This is a genomic window from Nonomuraea sp. NPDC050227 (assembly GCF_044459705.1).
In the GTDB taxonomy this organism is placed as follows: domain Bacteria; phylum Actinomycetota; class Actinomycetes; order Streptosporangiales; family Streptosporangiaceae; genus Nonomuraea.
In genome coordinates this window covers 182842-195885 of record NZ_JBITJF010000016.1, presented here as the reverse complement: position 1 = coordinate 195885, position 13044 = coordinate 182842, and the positions used below count along the sequence as shown (strand labels likewise).

The 13044-nt window shown below is 72.1% G+C and carries 14 protein-coding genes; 9 read left to right on the top strand and 5 right to left on the bottom strand.

Features of this window, described 5'->3' with window-relative positions; all coding sequences use genetic code 11:
* Positions 1-35: 35 nt before the first annotated feature.
* Entirely contained in the window at positions 36-569 is a 534-nt protein-coding gene (locus ACIBK9_RS45515) for a hypothetical protein (protein WP_397165243.1), read from the bottom strand.
* Between the two features lie 68 nt (positions 570-637).
* Between ACIBK9_RS45515 and ACIBK9_RS45510 the strand changes: the two genes are divergently transcribed.
* Both ACIBK9_RS45510 and ACIBK9_RS45505 read left to right on the top strand, forming a co-directional pair.
* Positions 638-2302: a hypothetical protein gene (locus ACIBK9_RS45510; protein ID WP_397165241.1), complete on the top strand. Its 1665-nt coding sequence runs from the start codon at positions 638-640 to the stop codon at positions 2300-2302.
* Entirely contained in the window at positions 2299-3381 is a 1083-nt protein-coding gene (locus tag ACIBK9_RS45505; protein WP_397165239.1) for a hypothetical protein, read from the top strand. Before ACIBK9_RS45510 ends, ACIBK9_RS45505 begins: the two co-directional genes overlap by 4 nt.
* Here ACIBK9_RS45505 and ACIBK9_RS45500 read toward each other — a convergent pair.
* Both ACIBK9_RS45500 and ACIBK9_RS45495 read right to left on the bottom strand, forming a co-directional pair.
* Entirely contained in the window at positions 3375-4403 is a 1029-nt protein-coding gene (locus ACIBK9_RS45500; RefSeq protein ID WP_397165237.1) for a polysaccharide deacetylase family protein, read from the bottom strand. The genes ACIBK9_RS45505 and ACIBK9_RS45500 overlap by 7 nt on opposite strands.
* A gap of 108 nt (positions 4404-4511) precedes the next feature.
* On the bottom strand, positions 4512-4862 hold the full coding sequence (locus ACIBK9_RS45495) for an SgcJ/EcaC family oxidoreductase (RefSeq protein WP_397165382.1): 351 nt from the start codon (positions 4860-4862) through the stop codon (positions 4512-4514).
* On the opposite strand from ACIBK9_RS45495, the gene ACIBK9_RS45490 reads away from it, so the two are divergent.
* Entirely contained in the window at positions 4827-5312 is a 486-nt protein-coding gene (locus ACIBK9_RS45490) for a MarR family winged helix-turn-helix transcriptional regulator (protein WP_397165236.1), read from the top strand. The genes ACIBK9_RS45495 and ACIBK9_RS45490 overlap by 36 nt on opposite strands.
* A gap of 102 nt (positions 5313-5414) precedes the next feature.
* Positions 5415-5930 (top strand): pyridoxamine 5'-phosphate oxidase family protein, encoded by a 516-nt coding sequence (locus tag ACIBK9_RS45485; protein WP_397165234.1) that lies wholly within the window; start codon positions 5415-5417, stop codon positions 5928-5930.
* A gap of 25 nt (positions 5931-5955) precedes the next feature.
* On the opposite strand, the gene lysA is transcribed toward ACIBK9_RS45485, so the two are convergent.
* On the bottom strand, positions 5956-7191 hold the full coding sequence (gene lysA / locus ACIBK9_RS45480) for a diaminopimelate decarboxylase (protein ID WP_397165232.1): 1236 nt from the start codon (positions 7189-7191) through the stop codon (positions 5956-5958).
* A gap of 122 nt (positions 7192-7313) precedes the next feature.
* Between lysA and ACIBK9_RS45475 the strand changes: the two genes are divergently transcribed.
* Genes ACIBK9_RS45475 through ACIBK9_RS45455 form a run of 5 tightly spaced genes read left to right on the top strand, consistent with a single transcriptional unit; the run spans position 7314 to position 12128 of the window.
* Complete coding sequence (locus ACIBK9_RS45475; RefSeq protein ID WP_397165230.1) at positions 7314-8183, top strand: ABC transporter substrate-binding protein; 870 nt, start codon at positions 7314-7316, stop codon at positions 8181-8183.
* Entirely contained in the window at positions 8180-9010 is an 831-nt protein-coding gene (locus ACIBK9_RS45470) for an amino acid ABC transporter permease (RefSeq protein ID WP_358282334.1), read from the top strand. The genes ACIBK9_RS45475 and ACIBK9_RS45470 overlap by 4 nt, the downstream gene beginning before the upstream one ends.
* Before the next feature lies 1 nt (position 9011).
* Positions 9012-9764 (top strand): amino acid ABC transporter ATP-binding protein, encoded by a 753-nt coding sequence (locus ACIBK9_RS45465; RefSeq protein WP_387669274.1) that lies wholly within the window; start codon positions 9012-9014, stop codon positions 9762-9764.
* A gap of 31 nt (positions 9765-9795) precedes the next feature.
* Positions 9796-11379, top strand: coding sequence for an amidohydrolase family protein (locus tag ACIBK9_RS45460; RefSeq protein ID WP_397165229.1), 1584 nt, complete (start codon positions 9796-9798; stop codon positions 11377-11379).
* A complete protein-coding gene (locus tag ACIBK9_RS45455; RefSeq protein ID WP_387669120.1) occupies positions 11376-12128 on the top strand; it encodes a serine hydrolase in 753 nt (250 codons plus the stop codon). The genes ACIBK9_RS45460 and ACIBK9_RS45455 overlap by 4 nt, the downstream gene beginning before the upstream one ends.
* Here ACIBK9_RS45455 and ACIBK9_RS45450 read toward each other — a convergent pair.
* Positions 12097-13020: a LysR substrate-binding domain-containing protein gene (locus ACIBK9_RS45450; RefSeq protein WP_357969738.1), complete on the bottom strand. Its 924-nt coding sequence runs from the start codon at positions 13018-13020 to the stop codon at positions 12097-12099. The two genes, ACIBK9_RS45455 and ACIBK9_RS45450, sit on opposite strands and share 32 nt — an antisense overlap.
* Between the last annotated feature and the right edge of the window lie 24 nt (positions 13021-13044).

Genomic DNA, 13044 nt, shown 5'->3' with positions numbered 1-13044 from the left:
TCTGCCGGTCGCTACGGTTGATCAACATGAGCCGGTCACCGGCAGCTGAGGTCCGCCGCGTGGAACGAGTCGCCGACGGTCTCCGGTCGCACGGCGACGCTCCCCCACCAGCGATCGACCTCCAGCACCACACGGGGACCCGAGGAGGTGGCGGCATCGCAGTCCGTGACGACCAGGCCGAGGCTCAGCGACACCCCCTGCCCGGCGGGGATCGTCAGGGGCAGGGCGCGGCCGTCCTCGCCTCCCGCCGACGTCACCGTCAGTCCCGCTCCCTCCACGCCCACCCCGGTGACCGTCACGGGGAAGTGGCCCTGGTTGTGGAAGTAGCGGCTCACCGTGCCCTGGAGACCGGTCGGCCGGCCGAGCTCGTCCTGGTACATCCTGACGGAGGAGTTGCCCAGCCCCGACTCCTCGACGCGCGGGAACAGGGCACCACTGGACCAGCCGGCCAGGACGAGGAGCACCGTCGCCACGCCGGCGGCGGCGACCGCGCGCCAGCGCCACGCCTGCCGGCGGGTGAGCATGCCGGCCCGGTGGTCGAGCCGTTCCCAGATCTCCGGAGAAACCACGCCAGCCCCTTCCGTCCCGGAAAGGCGTATTGTGCACCCTTCCCGGGCAGGCCGAAAGACGCCTCTTCATGGTGATCGCGATCGTCGTCGCCGTCGCGGTGCTGTCGGCGGCGACAGCGGCGCTCGTGGCGAACAGGCCGATGAGCCGTGCCGCCGCGGACCGGTTCTCGGCCCGGCAGCAGGTGGCCTTCACCGCGTTCAACGGCCCGCTGATGCTGCGCCACATGCAGGTCACCCGGCGGTTGCGGTGGGCGGGGGCGAGTGCGGGAACGGTTCTCATGGCTCTGCCGCTGGTCTCGGGCGACGTCGGCCTCCGCCTGTTCCTGCCGGTGGGCGGCTGGACCCTCGGAGTGCTGGCCGGCGAGCTGTCCAAGGGCAGCGGGCCGAGGCCACGGACGGTCCGCGCGCCGCGGCTGGACCTCGGGTCACGGCCGCTCGTCATCGTCTGGCGCATCTGCGCCGCCCTCTCCTGCGGCGTCGCGCTCTACGTGGTGGCACGCTCCTTCCTGGGTGACGTCGGATCCGCCGGACGCGCCGCCGCCGCGTGGACGCTCGCGGTCGTGGTGATCGTCCAGGCCGTGCTGCACGATCTGGGCCGGCCCCTCGCGCGGGGGCCCGCCGATCTGGTCGCCGCCGAGGCGGCCATGAGGTCGGACACGGCCCGGGCGCTGATGGCGGGCGGGAGCGCGGCAGCGCTGTGGGCGGCGCCGCTCTCCGAGCTGCCCGATCTCCGCGACGACCTGCTTCTCCTCAGCCACGTGGCGGTTTGGGGACTGCCCCTGCTCGCCTGGATCCTCTCCGGACGTTTCCGGCCCGGTGTGCCGGGCCGGTGGCGGGCCATACTGTCGGCGCTGGTCACCGTCTGCCTGATCACGGCCTGGAACGGCCTCGTGGTCTGGCGCTACAGCTCTCCCCCTCCTCCCGCGGCGCTCACCGGGCCGCTCCCCGCGCCCATCGGCTTCGCCGACGCGAGCGACCACCGGTGGCGGTTGCACCTGAGACGCTCCGGCTCATGGCAGACGGTCGCCCTTCCCCAGGCCCGCGCGGTGCTGCCGATCAGCAATCGGCGGGCGCCGCTCGTGATCAGCGGCGACGGCTACCGCCTCATCTACCTGGACGCGGCGACCGGCCGTCTCGTGCTGCACGACCTGTCCGCCGAGAAAGCCGCGCGCCCGCTGACCGGGCCCGGCGAAGGCGTGCCCGACGCGGCCTTCGGCCAGGACGACCGGCACGTCATCCTGACCTGGCCCGACGGAGTGGACCTGGTGGACGCCGCCACCGGGGCCCGGAGGCGGCTGCCCGGCATCGGCCGCGTGATCGGCGTCGTGCCCGGCAAGGTGGTGGCGACCACCGGCCGACGGGCCCTGGAGGGCGCCCCCGACACCGAGCTGGTCACGCTCGACGCGCGGGGGGCCGTACGCACCAGGACGCCCTTCGACCCGGCGTTGCAGGCGCTGCTCACGCCCGGCGGCGACCGCCTGGTCCTCGTCTCGGACAACGAGGTGCTGACCATGGATCCGCGCACCGGCGGCCGGGTGCGGGGGCGCGCGACGCTGGGCGGGCCGGGCGCCGAGGCGGAGCTGGTGCGGTGGACGGAGGACGGGCGCCTGCTCGTCATGCTCGGCTGGGACGATCCCGTCCTGTACCTCGTGGACCTGGAGACGGGGAAGAGCCGCCAGGTGAAGAACGTCCCCTCCCGCCTTGGCGAGGTCGTCGTCGGCAGGCTGGCGTGACGCGCCGCCGGAGGCGTCCCTGGCGGGCGGGGGCCGCCGCCCTGAGCGTGGTTCTGGCCGCCGCGTGGGTCGCCGCGCCCCTGCCGGCGGAGCCCGGCGTGCGGTTCGTCCGCTCCCAGCCGGTCACGCCCGGCAGGACGGCCAAAGAGCCGGCGAAGCCTGCGAAGCGCACGAAGTACGCCTCCCCGATCCGCTACGCGTACGTCCCGAGCTGCGAGGAGTGCGCGCACATGATCCTCGTCGGGGACGGCGCGGAGCGCGGCCGCCTGCCGTACAGCTTCGACCAGACGATGTTCGCCCTCAGCCGGGACGGCCGGCGTGCCGCCTTCCTGAGGGACAGCGACAACACCTACGTCGTGGCCGACCTGCGGACGGGAGCCGTCGAACGGCTCCCCGTCAGGCAGCCGCGCGGGACCGTCACGGCGTTGTTCGGCGCTCAGCCGCCGCTGTTCTCCCTGGACGGCCGGCACGTGCTCCTCCAGCCCGACCATCTGACCAAGGACACCGACGTGGTGCTGGAGCCGCCCATGATCGTGGACGTCGCGCGCGGCACCGCCACCCGCCTCCCGGACCGCGGGCAGGTCGCCGGATGGACGTCGGAAGGTCTCGTCATGAAGAGCGTCGAGCCCGCCCGCCGCTCCCCGGGCCACCTCAGGTCGGTGTGGTTCGCCGTCTACTCGCCCAAGGGCGACCTGCTGCGCAGCTACACCATGCCGGGCAACGTGGAGTGGGCCATCGAGCCGTCCCCCTCCGGCCGCCTGATCGCCTCACGGCACCGGGAGCTCACCCCCGGCGGCGTGCTCCAGCAGGGCGTCGCCCTGTTCGACACGAAGACCGGCGAACACGTGCGCACGGTCACGCCGCGGCTGGCCACCGGCTGGTGGCTCGCCGCCCTGCTGCGCTGGGAGGACGAGGACACCCTCACGGTCAGGGCGAACGGCCCGCTGGGCGAGACCGCCTACCTGGTGCTGGACCTGCGCACCGGGGCCGTCCGCCCGATCGACGTCACCGGCGAGGTGGCCGACTTCATGCTGCAACCCGCCGAGCTGAGCGTGGTGCTGGGGCGCGTCCGTCAGTAGGGCAGGCTCCAGGTGGTGAAGGACTTGCGCAGGTACGGGTTCTTGAACTTCGGGTACGCGACCGTGCTGACGTCGCCGTCCGAGGTGTAGCGCATGTCCGGGTTGTTCTTGAGCCAGTCGAGCCAGGCCGCCGAGCAGAACTGCGCGCAGTCGCCCTTCTTCTCCATGACCCGGATGCGCGGGATGCCGCCCGGGTCGAACGCCTTGCTGAACGGCGACGGCGCGGGCGTGTATCCGGCCAGGAACGCGCCGGCGTGGTTGTAGAGCTTGCCGTGCAGCGCCCAATTCTTGTTGCGCGGCTGGTTGCCGTACGGCAGGGCGATGGAGTTGGGCTTGACCTTGGTCAGGTCGTCGATCTGCTTGGCGATGCCGCCGATCTGGTCCTCCACCTCCTTCTCCGAGCGTCCGTGCAGGTTGACGTGGTCGCGCGTGTGGTTGCCGATGTCGAAGCCGTTGTCCTTGAGCCAGCCCAGCGTCTGGGCCTGCTCCTCGCGCACGGTCTTGCCGAACATGTCGCGGGTGACGTAGAAGGTGGCGGCCGGCCGGAAACCCGGGTGCTTGGCGGCCACCTCGCGCAGGATGGCCACGGCGGTGTCCGGCTGCGGGACGCCCATCTCGTTCAGCGTGAGCTGCGAGGGCGAGGAGTCGTCGAACGTCAGGACCACGGGATGCTTGCCCGCCGGGACGTTGATCTTCCCGGTCACCATCTCCGACGCGCTGATCGGGACGTAGTCCTCCTTGACCAGCCGTTCCAGGTCCGAGCGGAACTGCTGCGGCGTCCTGTCGTCGGTGGTGGCCGGGTTCTTGATGACCCGGTGGAACATCAGCACCGGGATCTGGCCCAGCTCGTTCGCCTTGACCTTGCGCGCCAGCGCGATCTTGGCCGCTTTGCTCTGCTTCAGCTTGGCCGCGGCCTCGGCCTTGCTGTCGGTGATCTTGGCAGTGTCGGGCGGCGAGTCGCACCCGGTCAGGACGACGGCGGCCGCAAGGAGCCCCGCTCCTGTCAAAATACCCAGTCGCATCCGAACCCCCCGAGACGCGTACGACTGTTACAGGTTGGGCCTTACCCAGATGATCAACTGCGCCACGCCGCGACCTCGTCAAAGAAGGGTCAGGGATTGCGAAAAGCGTCATCTCCCGCCGAGGCCGAGCCGGCGGGCGACCCAGGCCATCAGCTGCGACATCCGGGACGGGAACGCGTCCGGCTCCGGGACGGTGACCGGCCGGACCCGGCCGTTGTGGATCGCGCCGATGCGCCAGCCCTGGCCCGTCCGCACCACGACGACGGTCTGCCGGGACAGCCGCCGCCTGGGCAGCGTGGACCGCCAGGGCATCAGGACGGAGGCCGTGCCGTGCGCGACCGCCACGTCGGGGGTGAGGAAGCGCACCGACTCCAGGTCGCCGACGAGCGCCGAGCCGGCCAGGACGCCGCGGAAGAGCTTGTCGTGGTTGAGCTCGTGCGCGCGGCGGCCGCGGGCGATCGTGCCGTCATCGGAGAGATCGCCATGGAGCTCCGGCAGCTGCAGCAGAGCTTCGACGCCTTCGACGAGGCCGCCGCGGCCCGGCTCCGCCTCAACCGCACCGACCTGCGCTGCCTCGACGTCGTCCTGGCCGAGGGCCCGGTCGCCGCGGGCGCGCTCAGCCTCGCGCTGAAGCTCAGCCCGGCGGCCGTCACCACCGTCATCGACCGGCTGGAACGCGCGGGCATGGTGGCCCGCGCGCCCGATCCGGGCAACCGCCGCCGCGTCCTGGTCGCCGCCACCGACGCCGCCCGCGCCGCCGAGGCCGAGATCTTCGTCCCGGTCGGCCAGGCGGGCGCGCGGGCGCTGGAGGGCTACGGGCCGGACGAGCTGGCGGTGATCCTCGGCTTCCTGCGCACCGCCCGCAGGGTCCAGGAGGAACAGGCGGCCCGCGTCAGAGATTCGTCCTGAGTTCCGGAAAACACGACACAGGGTGTCGGGTTTCCGGTCGAGCATGGTCCCACCGGCCGGCGCCGACCGCGGGCCGGTACGTACGTACAGACAAGGACCTCAATGCGCGAAACCCCGCAGGAGCTCGAAGAGCTCCAGGCGCTCCTGGACGCCTCGCTCTCCCGCTCCACCTCGCACCTGCGCTCGATCGTCACCGAGCGCACCCTGAACGCCGAGCAGCTCACCGGGCTCCTGACCGGCATGCGCGTCCTCGCCGTGTCCACCGTGACGGCGAAGGGCGAGCCGCGGATCAGCGGCGCCGACGGCCACTTCCTGCACGGCAAATGGCACTTCGGCACGGCCCGCGGCGCCGCCAAGGCGCGCCACCTCGCCGCCCGCCCGGCGGCCAGCATCGCCCACATGCGCGGGGAGGACCTGGGCGTGTTCACCCACGGCAGGGTGGAGATCCTCAACCCGCAGGACGGCGAGCCGGCCGCCGACTGGCCGGCCATCCTGGACTACTTCAAGGACTTCTACGGCGCGGACGCCTTCGACTGGGAGAACGACGTGGTCTACTACCGGCTGCACCCGAGCTGGATGACCGCCTACGCCCCCGACCTGGCCAAGCTCACGCTCTGAGCGCCGGCGCGGCTTCGCGGCCGCGTCACACGTAGAGCCGCAGCAGGTCCTCCTCGCTCTCGCGGCGGACGATGACCCGCGCCTGCCCGTCGCGCACCGCGACCACCGGCGGCCTGGGCACGTGGTTGTAGTTACTGGCCATCGAGCGCTGGTAGGCGCCTGACACCGGGACGGCGAGCAGGTCGCCGGGTCGCACGTCGCCGGGCAGCGCGATGTCCCTGACCAGCACGTCCCCGCTCTCGCAGTGCTTGCCGACCACGGTGAACGCGCTCGTGGGGGCGTCGGAGGCGCGGTTGGCCAGGGCGGCGGTGTAGGCGGCGCCGTACATGCCGGGGCGGGGGTTGTCGCTCATGCCGCCGTTCACGCTCACGTACCGGCCCTTGATCGTGCCGATCTCGTACAGGGCGACCGTGGACGGCCCGGCGATCGACCTGCCGGGCTCGACGGCCAGGTGCAGGCCCGCGGTCTCCTTCCTGAGCACGGCGAGCAGCTCGGCGGGCGTGGGCGGGGTGGGGTCGTCCGGCGTGTAGCCGATGCCGAGGCCGCCGCCCAGGTCGAGCCTGGTGACGCCGGTCTCGGCGGCGAAGGCGGCCATCCTGGCGGCGGCGGTGCCGAAGCCGTCCAGCTCGAAGATCTGCGAGCCGATGTGGGAGTGCAGGCCGTACAGCTCCAGCGCGGGCTCGGCGGTCACCTGCGCCACCGCGAGCGCGGCGGCGCCGGCGCTCAGCGAGAAGCCGAACTTGGAGTCCTCGCCGCCGGTGGCGATGAAGGCGTGGGTGTGCGGGTCCACGCCCGGCGTCACCCTGATCATCACCCGCTGCCGGACGCCCAGGGAGGCGGCGATCTCGGCGAGCCTGGCGATCTCGGCGAAGGAGTCGACGACCACGCAGCCGATGCCCCAGGCCACGGCCCTGCGCAGCTCGTCGGCCGACTTGTTGTTGCCGTGGAAGACGACCCGCTCCGGCGGCATCCCGCCGGCCATGGCCACGGCCAGCTCGCCGCCCGTGCAGACGTCCAGGGACAGGCCCAGCCGGTCCAGCCAGCGCACCACCTCAGGGCAGAGGAACGCCTTGCCGCCGTAGTGCACGTCGCCGTCGGGCAGCGCGTCCAGCCAGGCGCGGGCGCGGGCGGTGAAGTCGGCCTCGTCCAGCACGTACGCGGGCGTGCCGTGCTCCCGGGCCAGTTCGACCGCGCCGATCCCGCCGAGCCGCAGCTCCCCGTCGTGCCATGTGGTGGTCTGGGGCCAGATGTCCAAACTCATGAGGGGCGAGCGTAAACAACCGCGAGGGCATGAAGGGTCGAGCATCGACGGATTCGTTGCTGAGGGTCGCATGCCTTCACGAGGCTTGGTGCCGCCTGACGGCCTGGCCACGATGACATGCCATGCGAACACACCTGGTCATCGCCCTGGTGGCGGCCTGCGCGCTCGGCGCGGGATGCGGGAGGTCCACCTCGGGTACGGCGGCGGCCCCCACGCCGCCCTCCTCGACCGGCAAGAGCGCCAAGGACCTCGTCCCGGATTCCGTACGGAAGTCCGGCGAGCTCCGCATGGCGACCTCGGAAGGCTATCCCCCGATGGAGATGTACAAGCCGGGCACCCAGGAGATGACCGGCGTCGACGCCGACCTGGCCGTGGCGGTCGGCGAGCGGCTCGGGCTGAAGACCCGGATCATCAACGCCTCCTTCGACGGTCTCATCCCCGGCCTGCAGGGCGGCCGGTGGGACATCGCCATGGCCGCGCTCAGCGACCTCGAACAGCGCCGCAAGGCCGTCGACTTCGTCGACTACTTCAACGCCGGCGGCTCGATCATGGTCAAGAAGGGCAACCCCGAGGGCATCAAGACCCTTGAGGACCTGTGCGGCAAGAAGGTCGTCCTGGCCAAGGGCAGCTCCAACCTGGAGATCGGCAAGCGCCAGAACGAGAAGTGCGCCCAGAAGATGGAGATCATGCAGAGCGAGGACGCCCCCACCGGCCTGCTCACCATCGACTCCGGCCGTACCGTCGCCACGATCGTCGACTCCCCCGTGGCCGCCATGTACGCCAAGGAGACCGGCAAGTACGAGGTCCTGGCCGAGCAGTACGACGCCGGCCCCTGGGGCATCGCGATCGACAAGAAGCAGACCGGCCTGCGCGACGCCGTCGCCAAGGCGCTGCAGGAGCTGATCGACAGCGGCGAGTACGGCAGGATCCTGGAGAAGTACGGCACGACGGCCAACGCCGTGCCCAAGGTCACGATCAACACCGGCGCATGATGGAACTCCCGATCGAGGCGGTGAAGCCGCCCAGGCCCGGGCGGCTCGTCGCGGCGGTGGTCGCGGCGCTGGTGATGGCGTGGCTGGCCTACACCGTCATCGTCAACCCCAACCTCCACTGGGACGTCATCGCCGAGTTCCTACTGGACGGCCGCGTGCTCGGCGGCCTGTGGATCACGATCGCGCTCACCGCGCTGTCCATGGTCATCGGCGTCGCCCTCGGCGTGGTCGCCGCCGTCATGCAGTTGTCGGACAGCCCGGTGCTGCGCGGCGCGGCCGGCCTCTACACCTGGTTCTTCCGGGGCACGCCGCTGCTGGTGCAGCTCATCTTCTGGTTCAACATCGGCCTGGTCTTCCCCGAGATCGGGCTCGGCGTGCCGTTCGGCGGCCCGATGTTCCTCCAGTGGCCGGCCAACGAGCTGATCACGCCGTTCACGGCGGCGCTGCTCGGGCTGACCATCAACGAGGGCGCGTACATGGCCGAGATCGTCCGCGCGGGCATCCGTTCGGTGGATCCCGGGCAGCGGGAGGCGGCCGAGTCGCTGGGCATGACGCACCGGCAGATCCTGCGCAGGGTCGTGCTGCCGCAGGCGATGCGGGTGATCATCCCGCCGACCGGCAACCAGTTCATCTCCATGCTGAAGACCACCTCGATGGTCTCGGTCATCTCCGGCGCGGAGCTGCTGACCGTCTCCCAGCGCATCTACCTGGACAACTTCGAGGTGATCGCGCTGCTGGTGGTCGCCTCCACCTGGTACCTGCTGCTCACCACCGTGGCCACCTTCGGCCAGCGCTCCCTGGAGAGGAGGTTCAGCCGTGGCCACTAGCATGGTGAAGATCGAATCGGTCCGGAAGCGCTTCGGCCAGCTGGAGGTGCTGAAGGGCGTCAGCCTCGACGTGCCGGCCGGCGCGGTGGTCTGCGTGGTGGGCCCGTCCGGGTCCGGCAAGTCGACGCTGTTGCGCTGCGTCAACCGGCTGGAGACGATCGACGCGGGCCGGGTGTGGGTCGACGGCGAGCTCATGGGCTTCAGCGAGCAGGGCGGCAAGCTGCACCTGCTGCGGCCCGGTGAGCTGTGCCGCCAGCGCCAGGAGATCGGCATGGTCTTCCAGCGCTTCCACCTGTTCCCGCACATGACCGCGCTGGAGAACGTCATGGAGGGCCCGTGCACGGTCAAGCGCCTGCCGAAGGCGAAGGCGGCCGAGCGCGCGATGACGCTGCTCGACCGGGTGGGGCTGGCCGACCGGGCCGGCCACTACCCCAGGCAGCTGTCGGGCGGCCAGCAGCAGCGGGTCGCGATCGCGCGCAGCCTGGCCATGGACCCCAAGCTCATGCTGTTCGACGAGCCGACCAGCGCGCTCGACCCCGAGCTGGTGCAGGAGGTGCTGCAGGTCATGCGCGACCTGGCGGCCAGCGGGATGACGATGATCGTGGTGACCCACGAGATGGGCTTCGCCAGAGAGGCGGGCGACCACCTGGTGTTCATCGACGACGGCGTGATCGTGGAGGAGGGGCCGCCGCGCGAGGTGCTGTCCGCGCCGCGTCACGAGCGCACCCGCGCCTTCCTCGGGCAGGTGCTGTGAACGGCTCGCTTCTCAGGGAGGGTTCGGCCACGTGAGCCTCGACATGCTGATCAGCGGTGGCCTCGTGGCCGACGGGACGGGCGCGCCGCTGCGCCGGGCCGACGTCGGCGTCCGCGGTGACCGCCTCGTCCTGCTGCCCGGGGGCGGCCCGTCCGACGGCGGCGGGGGGCGGGTGATCGACGCCGCCGGGCTGGTGGTCGCGCCCGGGTTCATCGACGTCCACACCCACTCCGACGCGGTCACCCTGCTCGGGGAGGCGGGCCGGGAGCTGGCCGCCGCGCCCGTGCTCATGGGCGTCACGGTGGAGATCTGCGGCAACTGCGGGTCGAGCCTGTTCCCGGCGCTGCCCGAGCGGGTGCCGGCGCTGCGCCGGTCGAGCAGGGCCGGCTTCGGCGGCGACATCCCGATTTTTGAGGACTACGACGGGTTCGTCGCGGCGCACGAGCGGGCCCCCCGGTCGAACCACCTGACCTCCCTCGTCGGCCACGGCACCCTGCGGGCCGGCGTGCTCGGCTACGAGGACCGCCCGGCCACCCCCGCCGAGCTCGCCACCATGTGCGCGCTGCTCGACGAGGCGCTGGCCGCCGGCGCCGCCGGGCTGTCCACCGGCCTCATCTACACCCCCGGCACGTACGGCGACACCGCCGAGGTGGTCGCGCTGGCCCGCGTCGCGGCCCGGCACGGCAAGCCGTACGTCACCCACCTGCGGGACGAGATGTCGCGCGTGGAGGAGGCGCTGGAGGAGGCCGTCGAGATCGCCCGCAGCAGCGGGGCCGCGCTGCACGTCAGCCACCACAAGACGGCCGGCAAGCACGCCTGGGGCAAGACCCTGCGCACGCTCCCCCGCATCGCCGCGCTGCGCGCCCAGGGCATGGACCTCACCTGCGACGTCTACCCCTACACCGAGGGCAGCACGTCGCTGTCGGCGATGTTCCCCCCGTGGGCCAACGACGGCGGCACCGAGGCGCTGCTCGACCGGCTGCGCGACCCCGGCCAGCGCGACCGCATGCGCGCGGCCATCGAGGACGGCGTGCCGGGCTGGGAGAACACGGTCGGCAACGGCGGCTGGGACCGCATCTCGGTCGCCTGCGCCACCCGTCATCCCGAGGCCGAGGGCCGCACGATCGCCGAGCTGGGCGGCGACCCGGTGGACGCGGCGGCCGAGCTGCTGCTCGCCGAGGACGGCGAGGTGACGATCATCAGCCACTCCATGCGCGAGGACGACGTCCAGCGGGTCCTGGCGAGCGAGTACGTCATGATCGGCTCGGACGGCGTGCCCAAGCCGGGCCATCCGCACCCCCGGCTGGCCGGCACCTTCCCCAGGGTGCTCGGCCGCTACTCCCGCGACCAGGGGCTGTTCCCGGTGGAGACCGCCGTCCACAAGATGACCGGCATGGCCGCCGACCGGTTCGGGCTGGCGGACCGGGGCGTCGTGCGCGACGGAGCGCACGCCGACCTGGTGCTCTTCGACCCCGCGACGGTGGCCGACGGCGCGACCTACGCCGACCCGCTGCTGCCTCCCGTCGGCATCAGGGCCGTCGTGGTGGCCGGACGGCTCGCCGTGGAGGACAACAGGCTCACCGAGGACAGACCAGGAAGGATCATCGGGCGGTGAACGACATCACGCTCGCCGTCGCGACGCGGGATCTGGTGACGGGCGAGTTCCACGGCGTCAACGAGGACGCCGAGCTGCCGCTGGCCAGCGTCGGCAAGCTGCTGCTGCTGGCCGAGGTGGCGATGAGCGTCGAGGGCGGCATCCTGGCCCCCGACACGCCCGTGACGCTGCACGACGACGACTACTGCGGCGGCTCCGGGCTGCTCACGTCGCTGTCCGCGCGCGCCTGGACGATCGGCGACCTCGCCCTGCTGACCGCCGCCGTCAGCGACAACACCGCCACGAACGCGCTGCTGCGCACGATCGGCCTGGACCGGGTCAACGCCGCCGCCGCGGCCCTCGGGCTGTCGCGGACCAGGCTGCTCGACCGCATCAGGGAACCGCGCACCCCGCAGGACCCGCCGACGTTCGCGATCGGCACCGCGGCCGAGCTGTCCGGCCTGGCCGCGCTGCTCGCAGGCCCGGGCGGCTGGCAGGCGCTCATGCGCGGCTGGATGCGGCAGAACACCGACCACGGGCTCGTCCCCGCCCTGGTCAGGCACGATCCCGAGGGCGACTGGCTGGCCAACAAGACCGGCACCGACGAGGGCGTCCGGTCCGACGTCGGCATCATGGACGGCCGCATCGCCTACGCCGTCCTGGCCCACGGCCCCGCGGGCAGCGAGCACGACCTGACCTCCGCCGTACGGCGGGCCGGCCTGGACGTCGCCGCCCGCCTCAGCGCAGCGACGGCTCCAGCGAGTTCCTGAGCTGGGCCGAGGCCGTACGCAGGTAGGCCAGGAACGACCGGGCGGCCGGGTTGGGATTGGTCGGCCGCCTGGCCACGCCGATCCTGCGGAACAGGTTCGGCGTGGTCAGCCGGCAGGTGTGCAGCCCGGTCGCGCCCTGCAGGCCGAGGCTCGGCACCAGCGCGACGCCGAGCCCGGCCCGTACCAGGCCGATCGTCACCTCGTAGTGGTCGCTGCGGCAGCGGATCCGCGGCGAGAAGCCCTCCAGCGTGCTGGCCCGTTCCAAGATCGACACCGGGTGCTCGGCGCCGAACGTGGTGATCCACGGCTCCTCGGCCAGGTCCGCCAGCCGTACCTTGGGCCGCTGGGCGGCGGCGTGGCCGGTCGGCAGGACCAGCAGCTGCGGCTCGTCGAACAGGTGGACGACCTCCACCCCTTCCGGGCACTGCCACGGGTCCAGCGCGTGCTCGAAGACCACCAGCACGTCGAGCGCGCCGCGCTCCAGATCGGGCAGCAGCTCGTACGGCTGGCCCTCCACCAGGTCGAGCGCCACCTTGGGATACCGGGAGGCGAACCGCGACAACGCCAGCGGCAGCAGCCGGTACCCGGCGGAGGCGAAGAAGCCGATGCGCAGCTCGCCGGCGTCCACCCTGGCCTGGGCGAGCAGGTCCTTCTCGGCCGCCTCGATGATGTCGACGACCTCCTGGGCGCGGATGGCCAGGCGGCGTCCCGCCTCGGTCAGCCGCAGGCTCTGGGCGTTGCGCTCGACCAGCCCGACCCCCGCCTCCTGCTCCAGCCGGGACAACTGATGGGACACCGCGGACGGCGACAACTTCAGCACCCTGGCCGCACCGGCGATACTGCCCGTCCTGAACACCTCAAGCAGGACACGCAGCCGGTTACTACTCAACACGGGACCAAGAGTACGAGCTCCCCC